The sequence below is a fragment of the Nonomuraea mesophila genome (assembly GCF_004352805.1).
Classification (GTDB): Bacteria; Actinomycetota; Actinomycetes; order Streptosporangiales; family Streptosporangiaceae; genus Nonomuraea; species Nonomuraea longispora.
On the sequence record NZ_SMLD01000205.1, the window covers coordinates 1 to 15,357 of the forward strand.

13 protein-coding genes are annotated in these 15,357 nt (G+C 73.4%); 7 read left to right on the top strand and 6 right to left on the bottom strand.

Features of this window, described 5'->3' with window-relative positions; translation table 11 throughout:
• Positions 1-236: 236 nt before the first annotated feature.
• Positions 237-1,430, bottom strand: coding sequence for a cytochrome P450 (locus E1295_RS42305; RefSeq protein ID WP_132640033.1), 1,194 nt, complete (start codon positions 1,428-1,430; stop codon positions 237-239).
• Between the two features lie 187 nt (positions 1,431-1,617).
• Between E1295_RS42305 and E1295_RS42310 the strand changes: the two genes are divergently transcribed.
• Positions 1,618-2,796, top strand: coding sequence for an NAD(P)/FAD-dependent oxidoreductase (locus tag E1295_RS42310; protein WP_132640035.1), 1,179 nt, complete (start codon positions 1,618-1,620; stop codon positions 2,794-2,796).
• A gap of 33 nt (positions 2,797-2,829) precedes the next feature.
• Here E1295_RS42310 and E1295_RS42315 read toward each other — a convergent pair whose 3' ends face one another.
• A complete protein-coding gene (locus E1295_RS42315; protein ID WP_132640037.1) occupies positions 2,830-3,273 on the bottom strand; it encodes a MerR family transcriptional regulator in 444 nt (147 codons plus the stop codon).
• A 79-nt stretch (positions 3,274-3,352) separates the two neighbouring features.
• On the opposite strand from E1295_RS42315, the gene E1295_RS42320 reads away from it, so the two are divergent.
• Complete coding sequence (locus E1295_RS42320; RefSeq protein WP_132640039.1) at positions 3,353-4,198, top strand: SDR family oxidoreductase; 846 nt, start codon at positions 3,353-3,355, stop codon at positions 4,196-4,198.
• 16 nt (positions 4,199-4,214) lie between these two features.
• Here the strand turns inward: E1295_RS42320 and E1295_RS42325 are convergent, their stop codons facing one another.
• From E1295_RS42325 to E1295_RS42335, 3 genes are all read right to left on the bottom strand, one after another.
• A complete protein-coding gene (locus E1295_RS42325; RefSeq protein WP_132640041.1) occupies positions 4,215-5,039 on the bottom strand; it encodes an alpha/beta fold hydrolase in 825 nt (274 codons plus the stop codon).
• Between the two features lie 71 nt (positions 5,040-5,110).
• The gene (locus E1295_RS42330) at positions 5,111-6,025 is read right to left on the bottom strand and encodes a hypothetical protein (RefSeq protein ID WP_132640043.1); all 915 of its coding nucleotides are present in this window, start codon (positions 6,023-6,025) and stop codon (positions 5,111-5,113) included.
• Positions 6,026-6,039: 14 nt separating this feature from the next.
• The gene (locus E1295_RS42335; protein ID WP_132640045.1) at positions 6,040-6,888 is read right to left on the bottom strand and encodes a helix-turn-helix transcriptional regulator; all 849 of its coding nucleotides are present in this window, start codon (positions 6,886-6,888) and stop codon (positions 6,040-6,042) included.
• A 138-nt stretch (positions 6,889-7,026) separates the two neighbouring features.
• On the opposite strand from E1295_RS42335, the gene E1295_RS42340 reads away from it, so the two are divergent.
• Complete coding sequence (locus E1295_RS42340) at positions 7,027-8,049, top strand: aldo/keto reductase (protein WP_132640047.1); 1,023 nt, start codon at positions 7,027-7,029, stop codon at positions 8,047-8,049.
• 9 nt (positions 8,050-8,058) lie between these two features.
• Here the strand turns inward: E1295_RS42340 and E1295_RS42345 are convergent, their stop codons facing one another.
• A complete protein-coding gene (locus tag E1295_RS42345) occupies positions 8,059-9,282 on the bottom strand; it encodes an erythromycin esterase family protein (protein WP_132640050.1) in 1,224 nt (407 codons plus the stop codon).
• A 90-nt stretch (positions 9,283-9,372) separates the two neighbouring features.
• Here E1295_RS42345 and E1295_RS42350 point away from each other — a divergent pair, with 90 nt between their 5' ends.
• From E1295_RS42350 to E1295_RS42360, 4 genes are all read left to right on the top strand, one after another.
• Positions 9,373-10,059 (top strand): TioE family transcriptional regulator, encoded by a 687-nt coding sequence (locus E1295_RS42350; RefSeq protein WP_132640052.1) that lies wholly within the window; start codon positions 9,373-9,375, stop codon positions 10,057-10,059.
• Positions 10,060-10,191: 132 nt separating this feature from the next.
• Positions 10,192-12,381, top strand: coding sequence for a hypothetical protein (locus E1295_RS49430; protein WP_166427681.1), 2,190 nt, complete (start codon positions 10,192-10,194; stop codon positions 12,379-12,381).
• Positions 12,374-14,335 (top strand): TOMM precursor leader peptide-binding protein, encoded by a 1,962-nt coding sequence (locus E1295_RS42355; RefSeq protein WP_166427682.1) that lies wholly within the window; start codon positions 12,374-12,376, stop codon positions 14,333-14,335. Before E1295_RS49430 ends, E1295_RS42355 begins: the two co-directional genes overlap by 8 nt.
• Before the next feature lie 23 nt (positions 14,336-14,358).
• On the top strand, positions 14,359-15,288 hold the full coding sequence (locus E1295_RS42360; protein WP_220449163.1) for a SagB family peptide dehydrogenase: 930 nt from the start codon (positions 14,359-14,361) through the stop codon (positions 15,286-15,288).
• Positions 15,289-15,357 lie beyond the last annotated feature (69 nt).

Here is a 15,357-nt window from a genome sequence, read left to right on the forward strand (position 1 = left end):
GCGGGTCCACTGTGCGGGTCCACTGTGCGGGTCCACTGTGCGGGTCCACTGTGCGGGTCCACTGTGCGGGTCCACTGTGCGGGTCCACTGTGCGGGTCCACTGTGCGGGTCCACTGTGCGGGTCCACCGTGCGGGTCCACCGTGCGGGTCCACCGTGCGGGTCCACCGTGCGGGTCCACCGTGCGGGTCCACCGTGCGGGTCCACCGTGCGGGCCCGGCGTGCCGGGTGGTCCGGCTCACCAGGTCACGCGCAGCGCGTGCAGGCCGTACACGATGCTGAAGACCCGGTAGTCCATCTGCTCGTGCGGATCGGCGAGGGCGAGGCCGGGGAAGCGCCGCAGCAGGGCGGGGAAGGCGATGCGCATCTCCATGCGCGCCAGCGGCGCCCCGAGGCAGTGGTGCACGCCGTGGCCGAAGGCGACATGACCGGCGGCCTCCCTGGTGATGTCGAGGGTCTCGGGATCGCCGGTCAGAGCCGGGTCGCGGTTGGCGGCGGGAACGGAGAGGATCACCAGCGAGCCGGCGGGAATGACCTGCCCGGCGATCTCCACCTCCGTCGTGGTGGTGCGGGGCGGCAGCCCGTTCACGATGGACAGCCAGCGCATCAGCTCCTCGACGGCGGGCTCGACCCGCGCGGGGTCGTCGCGGATCATGGCGAGCTGGTCCGGGTGCCGCAACAGGGCCAGCGTTCCCAGGCCGAGCATGTTCGAGGTCGTCTCGTGCCCGGCCAGCAGCAGCAGTTTCGCGATGCCGGTGAGCTCGTCGGCGCTGAGCTCGTCGCCGTGCTCGCGCACCAGCATGCCGAGCAGGTCCTCGCCCGGGTTCGCCCGCGCGCGGGCGGCCAGGCCGGACATGTAGGCGTGGTCCTCCCGCTGCACCGCGAGGCGTTGCTCGGCCGGCAGGGACGTGTCCACCAGGCGCACGGAACGATCGTGGAACTCGGCGCGGTCGGCGTACGGCACTCCCAGCAGCTCGCAGATCACCAGCGACGGCACCGGCAACGCGAAGTGCCTGACCAGGTCGGCCGGCTTTCCCGCCCCCTCCAGGTCGTCCAGCGCGTCCTGGACGATCTCGGTGATCCGCGGCTCCAGCCTGCGCATCCGGCGTACCGTGAACTCCGGGGTGAGCATCCGGCGCAGGCGGGTGTGCTCAGGCGGGTCGAGCCCCAGCAGCTGCCCGGCCTGCATCTTGGCCCGCTCCTCGGCGTCCATCTGCGCGATCTCCGGGAACGGTGTGCGGGCGCTGCTGAACCGGGCGGGGTCCGACAGCACCTGCCGGACGTCCTCATGGCGGCAGACCAGGTACGCGGGCACGCCGAACGGCGTGTCCACCCGCACCACACCCTCGCGGTCGCGGGCCAGTGCCAGCTCCTCGACCGGTTCCATCCCGTCGCGCCGCATGAACAGGGGCGCTTCCAGCGCTTGCGTCATCTTCTGGCCATCCATTCTGTGTGCGGACCCTTTGTCCGTCCTACCTGTCCGACAGGACAGCGCGGTGATTTGTGACGCCGGCGCGCCGCCTCACATTCGGCGGCGCCGCGTTGTCGGACCGGTGAGCAACGATCAGCGCGGGTCGCGCCTCCAGGACCCCGCTGGGACCGAGAAGGGAAACCCCGCCATGCCCGGACATCACGCACGTCACCAGGTCGTCGTCATCGGCGGCGGCTACGCCGGCACGCTCGCGGCCAACCACCTGCGGATGCGTTCCGACGTCGACGTCACCATGATCAATCCCCGCCCGGAGTTCGTGGAACGCATCAGGCTGCACCAGTTCGCCGCCGGCACCGGCGAGGCCACGACCGGCTACGACACACTGCTCGGTGCGGACATCCGGTTGGTCGTCGACAGCGCCGAGCACATCGACACCGGGGCCCGCGAGGTGCGGCTGGCCTCGGGTGGCGCGATCGCCTACGACTACGTCATCTACGCGGTCGGCAGCACCAGGGCCATACCGTCGTCGGTGCCCGGCGCGGCCGGCTACGCGTTCGACGTCGCGGAACTGGAGTCCGCGCGGCGGCTGCGCGCCCGTCTGGACGACGTGCCCCTCGGCGCCCCGGTCACCGTGGTCGGCGGCGGGCTGACCGGCATCGAGACGGCCGCCGAGCTGGCCGAGCGGGGACGCAGGGTCACGCTGGTCTGCGGCGGGACCCTGGCGCCGTCGCTGAGCGAGCCGGGCCGCCGGTCCGTGGCCAGGTGGCTGTCCCGGCACGGTGTCACGGTGCTGGAGGAGCTCGCGGTGAGCGAGGTCGGACCGGACGAGGTGGTGTTCGCCGGCGGCGGGACGGGCGCGAGCGCGCTGACCGTCTGGGCGGCCGGTTTCGGGGTGCCGCGACTGGCGGCGGCGAGCGGGCTGCCTACCGACGCGCTGGGCCGGCTGCTCACCGACGAGACGCTGACCAGCGTCGGCGACGACCGCATCGTCGCGGCCGGGGACGCCGCTTCGCCGTCGGGCCGGCCGCTGCGGATGAGCTGCTACGCCGCCGGGCCGCTCGGGGCGCAGGCCGCCGACACCGTGATGAGCCGCATCGCCGGCACCGATCCGGCGGCGATCTCCCTGGCCTTCACGGGGTCGTGCGTCAGCCTCGGCCGGCGTGGCGGCGTACGGCAGTTCGCCCGCAAGGACGACAGCGCGACGAACATCTACTTCGACGGCCGCCTGGGCGCCGCGTACAAGGAGATGACCTGCAACCTCGCCGTGCGCAGGATCCGCCGCGAGGCTCGCGCACCCGGCTCCTACAAGTGGTTCAGGGGCGGCCCGCGTGCCGGGCGGCCGGCCACCGCCGCGCGGACGACGTGAGCGCCGTGGCGCGGCTCGCTCTCCAGCCGCCGGTCAGGAGGTCCGGCTGACCGGCGTGCAGTCAGGGCCGTCGCGCCACAGGGTGCCGGCGGAACCGGCGGCGAGATGGCCGGCGTACAGGGCGACCTTCTGCTGGATCACGCCGAGCGCCTCCTGCAGGTCGGCCACCTGCTGCTGCACTCTGGCCTCGTGCCGGCGCAGGATGTCGAAGCGTTCGGTCTCGGTGCCCGGCCCCTCGCGCACGAGTTCCGCGTACCGGCGGATGTCGGGCAGCGGCATCCCGGACGAGCGCAGCTTCGCGCAGACCTGCAACCACCCGACCTCCTGGTCGGTGAAGACCCGCCGCCCTGCGGCGTTGCGCCGCACCGGCTCGACGAACAGGCCCTCCTGCTCGTAGAAGCGCAGCGTGTGCGCCGTCAGGCCGGTCAGCGCGCTGACCTCGCCGATGCTGAGCGTCGTTCCCGATGCGGCCGTCATGCGGCCCAGTGTACGGGTTTGACTTCGAGTCGACTCGAACTCCTACCGTCAAGGTGAAGGCCGACGGAAGGAAACACTCATGGCCAGGACATGGTTCATCACCGGCACGTCCTCGGGGTTCGGACGGCTGCTCACCGAACGGCTGCTCGCCCGGGGGGACCGGGTCGCCGCGACGCTGCGCAGGCCGGAGACCCTCGACGACCTTCGCGCCGCCCACGGCGACCTCCTCTGGGTGGCCCGGCTCGACGTCACCGACGCCGGCCAGGTCAGGAAGGTCGTGGACGAGGCGTTCGCCGCACTCGGCACGATCGACGTGGTGGTCAACAACGCCGGGTACGGCGTCTTCGCCTCGGTCGAGGAGGCCACCGACGAGCAGATCCGGCAGGTGATCGCCACCAACCTGCTCGGTTCGATGGATGTGATCCGGGCGGCCCTGCCGCACCTGCGCGCCCAGGGGCACGGCCGCATCCTGCAGGTCTCCACCGCCGGCGGTCAGACCACCTATCCCAACTTCGGCTACTACCACGCGTCCAAGTGGGGCATCGAGGGGTTCTGCGAGACCGTCGCGCGTGAGATCGAGCCGTTCGGGATCGGCCTGACCATCGTCGAACCCGGTGCGACACCGACGGGGTTCGGGGGCGCGCTGGCCACCGCACCGATCATGGCGGAGTACGACCGGACGCCTGCGGGTGACACCAGACGAGCCCTCGCGGACGGCACCTTCCGCCTGGACAACGACCCGGAGAAGATCGCCCGCGCGATGATCGACCTGGTGGACAGCCGTGAGGTGCCGCTGCGGCTGCCGCTCGGCTCCGACACCTACCGCGACGTGCGGGCCTCCCTCGTGGCGCGCCTCGCCGAGCACGACGCGCACCGGGAGGTCGCCCTGTCCGTCGTCCGCGACGACCTCGTGGCCCCGGGGTAGGGCGCCCCCGCGGCGGTCAGCCCGCGGGGGTGAACGCCGCGATGAGGTGGGCCGTCAGGCGGGCCGGCGCGTCCTCCTGCAGCAGGTGTCCGGCTCCCTCGATCCAGTGGAGCTCGGCGTGCGGGATCTTCCCGTGCAGCCACCGGGCGTGCTCCGGCGGGAGGATACGGTCCTCACGGCCCCACAGGAGGCGCACCGGCACCGGGATCCCGCCCAGCAGCTCCTCGTACCCGGCCGTGTCCGCCTGCCTGATCTGGCTGTACTGACGGTAGAACGCGGCCTGCCCCTCGGCACCCCGCCACGGCGCGAGGAAGGCGTCGAGCACCCCCGGCCGGAAGCCGGCGTGGGTGGCGTGGCGCAGGTGCGCGGCCACCAGCGCCTCGTGGGCGTAGCCGGGCAGCTGCCGGAAGACCTCCGCCTGCGTGAGGATGAGCCGGAAGAGACCTCGCTCCCACTCGCCGCCGCTCACCGCGTCGAAGAGGGTGAGGTCACCGTAGTCCGCCCCTTCCAGCAGCAGCGCCCGCAGCGCGACCGCCCCGCCGATGTCGTGGGCGACCACGCTGGGGCGCGACAGGTCCCAGTGGTCCAGCAGCCGCCTGAAGGTCCTGCCGTGCGCCGCCAGGCTGAGATCCTGGCCTTCGTGACGGTCCGACCGGCCGAACCCGAGATGGTCGAAGACGAAGACCCTGCGGTTCAGGGCGAGCGCCGGCGCGACGTCCCGCCACAGGAAGGAGGAGTACGGGGTGCCGTGCACGAGCACCACCGGGTCGCCGCGGCCCGTGACCGCCCAGCGCACGGTCCCGTCAGGCGTCTCGAACGCCTCGTCCAGCGTCCAGCCCACATCCGCCTCCCCTCACGTCGTCTCCTGGGCGCTCTCCCCTCAGCCCAAGCGGTTATGCCGTACCGCCGTCCTCATCTCGTGCGGTAGGCGTCGACCAGGTCGTCGCCGTAGGGGTCCCGCCCGGTTCCGGTGGTGGCGGGAGCGGCGATGGCGGCCTTCACGCCCCAGCTGTACCGCGTGGAGACGGAGGCCCCCTCGAGCCGGTGCCCGGAGCCCGTCCGCCAGACGGTCTGCACCGCGATCGGCCTGCCCGTGCGGTCGGTGCTGATCCCCCACATGAAGGAGATCCTGCCGACGCGCGGGTCGAGCCGGCCGCCGAGCATGTGGCGGAAGGGCTTGGAGGCGCGGAACAGCGCGGCGAAGGTGGTCGTGCCGCGGTAGGACCAGGTCTTCCTGACCGGGCGGTCGTCGGCGTCATGGACGGTGCCGCCGGCCCGGTCGACGGTCGCCGTGCCGAGGAGGAAGGTCAGGGTGCGGACGTCGAAGGCGTCGATGATCTGATCGCCGTAGAGCGCCGATCCGGCGGGTGCCGTGCCGCGTGCGCGCCACCCGGCGCCTCCGTACGCGGGTCCCGAGACGTAGAGGCGGCCGCCGGCCGCGCGTACGCGGTGCACCGCCGAGGCGACCTTGACCTGGTCGGCGGCACGCCGGTCGCCGTCCGCCGCGTCCTGCTTCAGGAAGCGCAGCGGGCACGGACGGATGCTCGCGCTACGCCTGACGTCGGCGGCCACCACGCCGCCGCGGCCGAGCCTGGCCCGGCCGGTCACCACGGGCGCGTCGGCCCGGCGACCGCATTGCCTGGTGGATAACGCCTCCACCCGGGGATCCTGTGGCCACCCCGCCTTGGCCCTCTGGTGGATCTTCATCGTGGCCCGCTGGCTCTGGAGCCGTTTCACGGCCCCCACCACGTCGACCGTGCTCGCCTGTGCGGGGGCGGATATGACGGTCAGTCCGAGGACGACCGCCGCTGTCGTGTGCCATCTCATGGTCGATGATCATGTCATGATCGCCGGGTCAGATCCTGCAGACCGACCACCCGCAGCAGTTCCAGCCGTTCGTAGGAGTCGCTACCCGGCCGGGCGGTGTAGATGATCAGGCGCTGGTCGTGCTCCGGGTTCGCCAGCACCTCGCACTCCAGTTCCAGCAGGCCGACGACCGGGTGCACGAACCGTTTGACGTCGTTGCGGCGTACGGCGACGTGGTGGTCCTCCCACAGTTGCGCGAACTCCTTGCTGCGGGCGCGCAGCCGGCGTACGAGCCCGGTCAGCCGCGCGTCGTGCGGGCGGCCGGCGAGCGTGGCGCGCAGGTCGGCCACCGCCGCGCGGGAGGCGCGGTCGTGGTCCTCGGCGGGGAAGAGCGCCCGCGCGGCAGGGTCGGTGAAGTAGCGCCAGACGACGTTGCGCTCCTCCTGCGGGAGCGCGGAGGCGTCGCCGTACAGTGCCTTGGCCATCGCGTTCTGGGCGAGGATGTCACCCCGGTCGCTCAGCACCTGGGCGGGGGTGTCGACCAGCCGGTCGAGGATGAGCAGCATGCCGGGACGGACGTGCTGGGTGGCCGGCCGGTCCCCGCGCGGTGGATCCTCGCCGGACAGGTGGAACAGGTGGTCCCGCTCGTCGCCGGTCAGCCGCAGCGCGCGGGCGACGGCGGCGAGCATCTGGCGGGACGGGCGCGAGCCCCTCGCCTGCTCCAGCCGCGTGTAGTGGTCGGTGGACATGCCCGCCAGCTGCGCCACCTCCTCGCGGCGCAGCCCCGGGGTGCGGCGCCGCGCGCCCTGCGCCAGGCCCACGTCCGCAGGGGTGAGCCGGGTACGGCAACGTCGCAGGAAGTCGGCCAGTTCGGTTCTGTCCACCCCTCCACCATGCCCCGGACGACGTGGCACAGCCAGGGACGGCCCGTCCCCGGATAAGGACGTCTCTCCCGCCGCCGCCCGCGGCGGCGCACGCTGGCTTCCGTTGCCCGAGATTTCATGGAGAAAGGCATAGTTCGCATGCAGTACCGCACGCTCGGACGTACCGGTATCAAGGTCAGCCCCTACGCGCTCGGCGCCTTGATGTTCGCCCCGTCCGTCGGCAACCCCGACCCCGACGACACGGCCCGCATCATTCACAAGGCGCTGGACGCGGGCATCAACGTCATCGACACCGCCGACGCCTACGGCGGGTCGGAGGAGGTCGTCGGCAAGGCCCTCAAGGGGCGGCGGGACGATGTCGTCCTCGCGACCAAGGTGAGCCGCCCGATGGGCGACGACCCCAACCACCAGGGCGCCTCGCGGCGCTGGATCGTGACCGCGGTCGAGAACTCGCTGCGCCGCCTGCAGACCGACCACATCGACCTCTACCAGATCCACCGGCCCGACCCCGGCACCGACATCGAGGAGACGCTCTCCGCGCTGTCGGACCTGATTCGCAGCGGCAAGGTCCGGGCGATCGGGACGTCCGGGCTGCCGGCGTCCGACATGGTCGAGGCGCAGTGGGTGGCCGAGCGGCGCGGGCTGGCCCGCTTCCACACCGAGCAGCCGCCGTACTCGCTGCTCAACCGCGGCATCGAACGCGAGGTGCTGCCGGTCGCCCAGCGCTTCGGGATGGGCACGCTCGTGTGGGGCCCGCTCGGGCAGGGACTGCTCACCGGGCGCGTCCGCAAGGGTCAGGAGAACGAGCTGCGCCGCGCCCGCTTCGTCCAGCACCTCAACGACGAACGCCGCCTCGACGTCGTCGAGCGGCTCATCTCGCTCGCCGGGCAGGCGGGCCTGCCGCTGACCCACCTCGCGATGGCGTTCACCATCGCTCATCCCGGTGTGACGAGCGCGATCGTCGGGCCGCGTACGATGAGCCACCTCGACGACCTGCTCGCCGGCATCGACGTGGCACTCACCGACGACCTCCTCGACCGGATCGACGAGGTCGTCCCGCCCGGCACCGACGTCGGCACGCTCGACCAGGCGTACCTGCCGCCCGCCGTGCAGCAGGCGGACCTGCGCCGCCGGCCCGTCGCCCAGCGCAGCGGCTCGTGAGAGGCGGGGTCAGACGTCTTCGGCGGGCGCGCGGCCGGGCCAGTCCAGCTGTACGGCCTGCTTGACGAAGACGATGGCGTCGATCGTGCCGAGCTGGTCCGGGTCGAGCGGGAAATAGGCGAAATCGCGGGATTCGCGCTTGGCGGCCCCGGTGGCGGCCCCGGTGGCGGCGCTGTCGACGGCGCTGTTGACGGCTGGGGGCAGGCGGCGGGCGTCGATGAGGGCGTGGTCCCACGGGAGCGTGGACAGGATTCCCTCGACCGTGCCGGGGTGCGGAACGTCGTCGCCGACCACGCCGAAGGCCGAGGCGAGGAAGGCGTACCGGTCGCCCAGCCGCGTCGCCGTGATCGCGCCCGCGCTCCACCACTCCAGCACCTGGTCGCCGAACGCCATGAAGCTCTTGTCGCGCCGCAGGTGGAGGTTGCTGGCGAAGACCAGGGCGGGACCGTGCTCGGCGACGGCGGCCAGGTTGGCCGCCATCATCGCGTCCCGCAGGGCCGACAGCCGGGTCCACCGCGCCGGGGAGTCGTCGGCCAGCCAGTGGTGGTAGCGGAGGAGGCCGGTGGCGGTGCGCCCGTACAGTTCCGCCCGCTCCCGCTCCTCGGCGCTCAGCCGCGGCGACTGCGTGTCGAGCAGCGCCACCAGGTCGTCGGCGATCAGCCGCAGCCGCTGGGCGTCGGGCGAGCGGCCGATCGACTGGGACGGGTCCATGGCCGTGGCCTCGTCGGACCACCGCTCGTCCGGGCCGAGCAGCGCGTCGAGCGTCTCCCTGGAGCACGGCAACGGGCCGTCGAGGAGGGTGTGGAGGGCGGTGAGCGGCTCACGCGGGCTGGCCGCCCAGTATTCCAGCGGGCCGTCGAACCCGAAGAACCTGACCTTCTCCTCGTGTTCCTCGTTGTACGCCCGCATCCAGCGTACGAGCTCGCGGTTGGCCGGGAACGCGCCGAAGTTGTGGCTGAAACCGCGTTCCATGACGTCGTCGAGCGTGCCCGCGCCCGTCGTGACGTAGCCGTCGACCAGCAGGCCGCTGAGGCAGTCGCTCTCGATGGCGAACGACCGGTAGCCCTCGTGCTCGACCAGGTGCCGGAAGATCTCGTTGCGCACCTCGCCCAGTTCCCCCACGAAGTGCCTGGCCTCGCCCAGACCGAGGAGCAGGGGTTCGGCGGGAAGCGACCGGAGGAAGGCCGAGATGCCCGCGCCGTCCACGGGCCGGGCGATGTCTTTGATGTCCATGCATTCAACGGTATCGTTGAACTTTCGATGGAGACTTTTCCCGAGAAACCCCAGTGACGGCTCGATGGACCTTCAATCGGTGATGCACTCATGAGGCCGGTGGACCTGGCGCGCGAGCACGGCCTGTCCACCCAGGCGGTCAGAAACTACGAGGACGCCGGCATCCTGCCCACCGCCGAGCGCACCGTCCACGGCTACCGCACCTACACGCCGCTGCACGCCCACGCCCTGCGCGCGTTCGTCGCCCTCGTGCCGGGGCACGGCCACCGGACGGCCACGTCGGTCATGCGGGCGGTCAACCGGGGCGCCGTCGACGACGCGCTGCGGCTCATCGACGACAGCCACGGCCGGCTCCTCGACGACCGCCGCACGCTCCAGGCCGTCGAGGCGGCGCTGCGCGACCTGGCGCCCATGCCGCAGGAGCGCGGCGACACGTTCATCGGCCCTCTGGCCAGGAGGCTCGGCATCCGCCCGGCCACGCTCCGCAAATGGGAGAACGCCGGGCTGGTCCGGCCGCGCCGCGATCCGCAGACCGGTTACCGGGTCTACAGCGCGGCCGACGTACGGGACGCCCGGCTGGCCCACCAGCTACGGCGGGGCGGCTACCTGCTGGAGCAGATCGCCCCGCTGATCGCTCAGGTGCGCTCAGCCGGAGGCGTCGCCCCGCTGGAGGCGACTTTGCGCGAATGGCAGGCCCGGCTGTCCGCCCGGGGCCGGGCCATGCTAAGGGGCGCCGCCGAACTGGACGCCTACCTCAGGGCCCGTGCCCGTGTTTGATCCGGGCAGGTCGTCCGGTCAGTTACCTTCCGTTATCAGCTGACGGATTTCGCGATTATATCTGTAGAGAGGAGCACATAAAAGAGCGGATTTATCTTTACTTAAACGGTTTCCGTTTCTAACATCCCATTCATGGGAGCGCTCCCAAACGCCGACACGGCGATGAGACCGCAGCTACGCGACGACGTACGGTTCGTCGAATGCCCCGACGGCGCCTACGTGCACAGTGACTACGGTGCGTGCACGCTGCGAGGACGCCAGGCCTACGCCTGGCTCGCCAGGCTGGCACCCGCACTGACCGGCCGCCACACCCTGGCGGAGCTCACCGCGCACCTTCCCGACGACCGGCGGGCCATGGTCGAGCGCCTGGTGGGCCGGCTCGCCGAGCAGCGGTTCGTGGTGGACGCCCGGCAGGCGCGGTCCCACGGGCTCACCGCCGCTGAACTGCGCGAGTACGCGGAAGAAATCGCATTCATCGGCTATGCCCTGGATTCGCCGGAAGCCCGGTTCGAGCGGATACGTCGCGCCCAGCTGGTGCTGACCGGCTCAGGGCCGCTGCTGGAGGCGCTGGTGGGAGCGTGCGCCGGCTCGGGATGGCGGCGGATCACGGTGATCTGTCCCGCTCCCGAGGCGGCCGGCCGTGCCGCCGACGCCGCCCGCCGCGACCCCGCCCAGGAGATCAGTACGCTCGCCTCCACGCACGACACCGGCCTGCCGGGCCGGGCGATCACGGGGGACGCCGACGTCCTGCTCCAGGTCAGCGGGGATCTCGACGAGCTGGTGGCGACGGCCCGCGCCTGCGAGGCGGCCTCGGTCGTCCTGGGTCAGGCCCTCGTCGGCCCCGCGGAGGTCTGGCTCGGTCAGGTGGGACAGCCAGCGGCCACAGCGGTGGAGTCGGGCTGGCATCGGCTGGCCGGGCTGCCCTCCGCGGCCCCGGCGCCACCGGACGAGGACCTGCTCACCGGACCGGTGCCCACGGTGGTCGCCGCCATGCAGGCCCTCGCGGGTTTCGCTCACGTGGCCGGGCTCGACACGGACACGGAACGCCGGCTCACCAGGGTGGACCTGCGCACGCTCGACACGCTCCCGCACCGGTTCCTGGCTCACCCGCGTGCGGGCGCCCGTCGCACGCCCGACACGCTCCCGCACCGGTTACTGACTGACCCGCGTGCGGGCGCCCGTCCCGGCGCACGTTCGGAGGCGATCGGTGAGCTGACGGATGCGCTGGCCGCCATCATGCGGGAGGACGAGACGCCGGCGGCACCAGGACCGGCCGCGGACCGGGCGGGCGCCACGCAGGCCGGGCCGGCACCGGCTCTGGAGCAGGCGGCTGCCACGCTCGACGCGGAAGGGCTGCTCGGCCTCACCTCCGAGCTGGTCGGCTCCCGCCTGGGCGCGATCGGCCTGCTGGACGAGCAGGCGCTGGCGCAGTCACCGCTGGCGGTCTGCCAGGCGGTCGTCTCCGACCCGTTCGGCGCGCTGCCCGGCTGGGCGCCGAGCCCGCTTGTGCACGGCTGGGGACCCGACCAGCGCACGGCCCGGCTGCGCTGCCTGCTGGCCGCCCTGGCCACGTACGGTCTGCTGGCCCTCGGCCCTGGCGAGGAGGCGGTGTGGGGGGTCGAACTGCCAGGCGGGCGTCCTCGGCCCGTGCCCAGGGCCGCCCTCCGGCTCGACGGCTCCGGCACACCACGCGCCCCGCTCGGCACCGGCGCCGGGCTGAGCTGGCCGGAGGCGCTGGCCGCCGGTCTGCGGGCCCACTGCGAGCACCTACCGGCCACCCACCTGCCGGCCGCCCCCGACGACCACACCAGCTCGGGCGCGACAGTGACCCACACCGACTCGGGCGCGACGGTGACCCACGCCGGCCCGGGTGTGACGGCGGCCCACGCCGGCCCGGGTGCTACCGCGGCCCGCGCCGGCTCGGGCGGGACGGACGCGGAGGCGCTGCTGCGCCAGCTGGCGCTGGCCGGTGAGAGCCCGCGGATCCGCGACCTCACGACCGCTCTCGGCGTGCCCGCCGTCGCCCTGACGCCTCCCGGCCGGGAGGCACTCGTGTCCGCGGCCGCCACCGTGCCCGACGCACGGCGCGACGGCCTGGAACGGCTGCTGTTGCGCTGGCAGTCCCGAACGTCCCGGCAGCATGCGTACGCCGGAGCCCGTCCCCTCTGGCCGCCGGACGGCGACCCGTCCCAGGCCGTACGGACGATGGCCGGGGCGCTGCGCCGCGCGGGCAAGGTGCCGGTGGCGGTGCCGCTGGACGGCGATCCCGAGGCGGCCCGGTTGTTGCCGTTCGTCCTCCGAGTCGTCCTCGTCGATGACTGAGGCCGCACTCACCACGGTCCGGTCCGTCACGGACCCGGACCTCGCCACCGTCCTGGGCGAGGGACGCCTGCACGCGGCCGTACGCCAGGCGCTCGCCGCCGGGCCGGGAGACGGCGCGATCGTCGTCGTGAGCGACGCCGACGACAGGCGGCCGTACCCGGCGGTGGCGCGACGCGCGGCCGAGCGGGACGTGCCGTGGCTGCCGGTGCGGGTCGAGGCCGGCTGGGCGCTGGTGGGCCCGGCCGTCCGACCGTCGCAGCCCGGCTGCCCGACCTGCGTGGAGCGCAGGCGCACGGGCAACCGGCCGGACGCGCCGGCACGTGACGCGCTGCGCGAACGCTGGGCCGCCGACCTCGACGTGCGGCCCAGCGCCCTGCTCACGCCCCTCGTCTCGCGTACGGTCGCCGCGCTGGTCGCCGACGAGGTGCGCCGGCTGCGCCACGATCCCGGCTCCGCGCGGACCGTGGGGGCGCTGCTGAAGGTACGCCTGCCGACCGCCGCGGTGCGCCGCCATCGGTTCCTGCCCGACCCGCTCTGCCCCGACTGCGGCGCCCGGCCGGACGACAGTCCGCACTTCGGGCGGTACGTCCCGCGCCCGGCGCCCAAACCGGACCCCGCGACGTTCCGGGTCGGCGGGATCAGCGGCCGCGCGGCAGAGCTGGAAGAGCGGTTCGTCGACGCGGAGACCGGCATCGTGCAGGCCCTCGTCGCGCAGGAGCACGGCGGCGGCCCGATGGCGGTCGCCCGGCTCAGCCCGGTTCGCACGGAGCATGAGAGCCACCACGGCTACGGCCGCAGCGACGACTTCGTCTCGGCGCGGGCCACCGCCGTCGCCGAGGCCCTGGAGCGGATCGCCGGCATCCATCCGCGCAGCCGGCGCACCGCCGTGCGCGCCGCGTACGCGGACGTCGCCGACCACGCTCTCGACCCGCGCACGCTGGGCCTCTACCCCGACGACTGGTACGACCAGCCCGGTTTCCTGTTCACCCGCTTCGACCCTGAACGCCCCACGACCTGGGTGTGGGCGTACTCCTTCGCCAGGAACGCCCCGGTGCTGGTGCCGGAGAGTTACGCCTTCTTCGGCCCCCGCCCGCCGGACGACCTCGGGTTCGCCTACGAGTGCTCCAACGGCTGCGCCCTGGGCGGCCACCCGGCGGAGGCGATCCTGTACGGCCTGCTGGAGGTGGCCGAGCGGGACGCGGCCCTGGCCACGTGGTACGCCCGGATGCCGATCCCCCGGGTCGACCTCGGCTCGGCGGCCGACCGGCGTATCCCGATGCTCGCCCGGCGGGTACAGGACCGGCTCGGCTACGAGGTGCACGCGTTCGCGGCGCTGCTGGAGCAGCGGGTGCCGGTGTTCTGGGTGATGGCCGTCGACGCGCTGGGCGGCGAGGACCGGCCGCGGGCGCTGTGCGGGTCCGCCTCTCATCTGGACCCGGAGCGAGCGCTCCGCCGGGCGCTGGAGGACCTGGGCCCGATGCTGGCCGGTCATGTCGAACGCTACGACCCGGCGTCGTCGGCGCGGCTCGCGGCCGATTCCGACGAGGTGCGCCTGCTGGAGCACCATCCCCTGGCCTACGGCCACCCGGACGCGTTCGCCCGGCTGGGCTTCCTGCCGCTGGAGGGGCCCACGCTGAGCGTCGCCGAGGTGACGGCCCGCGTGGGCTGGCCCGAGCACGACGACCTCACCGAGGACGTGGCCGAACTGGCCGGACGTTACCTGACCGGCGGGCTCGACGTGATCGCCGTGGACATCACCTCGCCGGAGGCGCGCGGGTGCGGCCTGTCCGCCGCGAAGATCATCGTGCCCGGGACGATGTCCATGACGTTCGGGCACCGCTACCGGCGGGTCCACGGCCTGCCGCGGCTGCTGCGCCTGCCCCGGCTCCTCGGCTACCGGGACCGCGACCTGCGGCCCGGGGAGCTGAACCCGTACCCTCACCCGTTCCCGTGACCGCGAAGCGAGGCGAACGCCCAGTGCACACGACCACGGCGACCAGCGCGCCCGGCGCGGCCACGAGCCGCTACCTGGCCGCCATGCGGGACCGGGGCGCGCTGTCCATCGACTGGGCCGCCGCGCCGACCCGGCACAAGCGCTACCCGGGCGCCGAACGGGTGCGGCTGCCGTGGTCGGCCGATGACGGCGGGGGCCCCGGCCTGCTCGGTGAGCTGCTGCGGGACCTGCTCGGCATGACCAGGATCGTGTGGTCGCACCACCTCGACGACGCCGGCGAGCCTCTGGGGCGCCCGCCCATGCTGCTCACCGGCCGGCCCGCGCCGTCGGGCGGAGGGCTCTACCCGATCGAGGCGTACGTCGCCGCGGGCCAGCCGCACCTGCCCGCCGCCCTCCACCACTACGACCCGGTGCACCACGCGCTGGAGCGGGTCCGCGACGGCGACCACGTCCCGGCCCTGACCGCCCTGGCCGCGGACGGCGCCGCGGCGGACATGGTGATCGTGTTGTCCGCGGTGTTCTGGCGGTCGATGTTCAAGTACGGCGACTTCGGCTACCGCCTGATCTGCCAGGAGACCGGTGTGCTCATCGCCCAGGCGCTGGCCGTGGGCGGGCGGCTGGGGTTGTCCGGCCGGGCCCGCCTGCGCTTCCCCGACGGCGAGGTCGACCGGCTGCTCGGCCTCGACGGCACCAGGGAGGCCGCGCTGGCCGTGCTCACCTTCACCGCGCCGCCCGCCTTCACCGCGCCGCCCGCCTTCACCGCGCCGCCCGCCTTCACCGCGCCGCCCGCCTCCCGTCCCGGCGGGTCACCGCCGCCCTCGTCCGTGGCCGGGTCGCTGATGTCGCGGCCGGTGGCCGCTGAGAGCAGGCCGCTGCCCAGGGCGATGCCGGACGGCCTGGCCGCCGACCTGCACCGGGCCTGCGCGCACCCCCGTCCGTGGCCGGGTCGCTGATGTCGCGGCCGGTGGCCGCTGAGAGCAGGCCGCTGCCCAGGGCGATGCCGGACGGCCTGGCCGCCGACC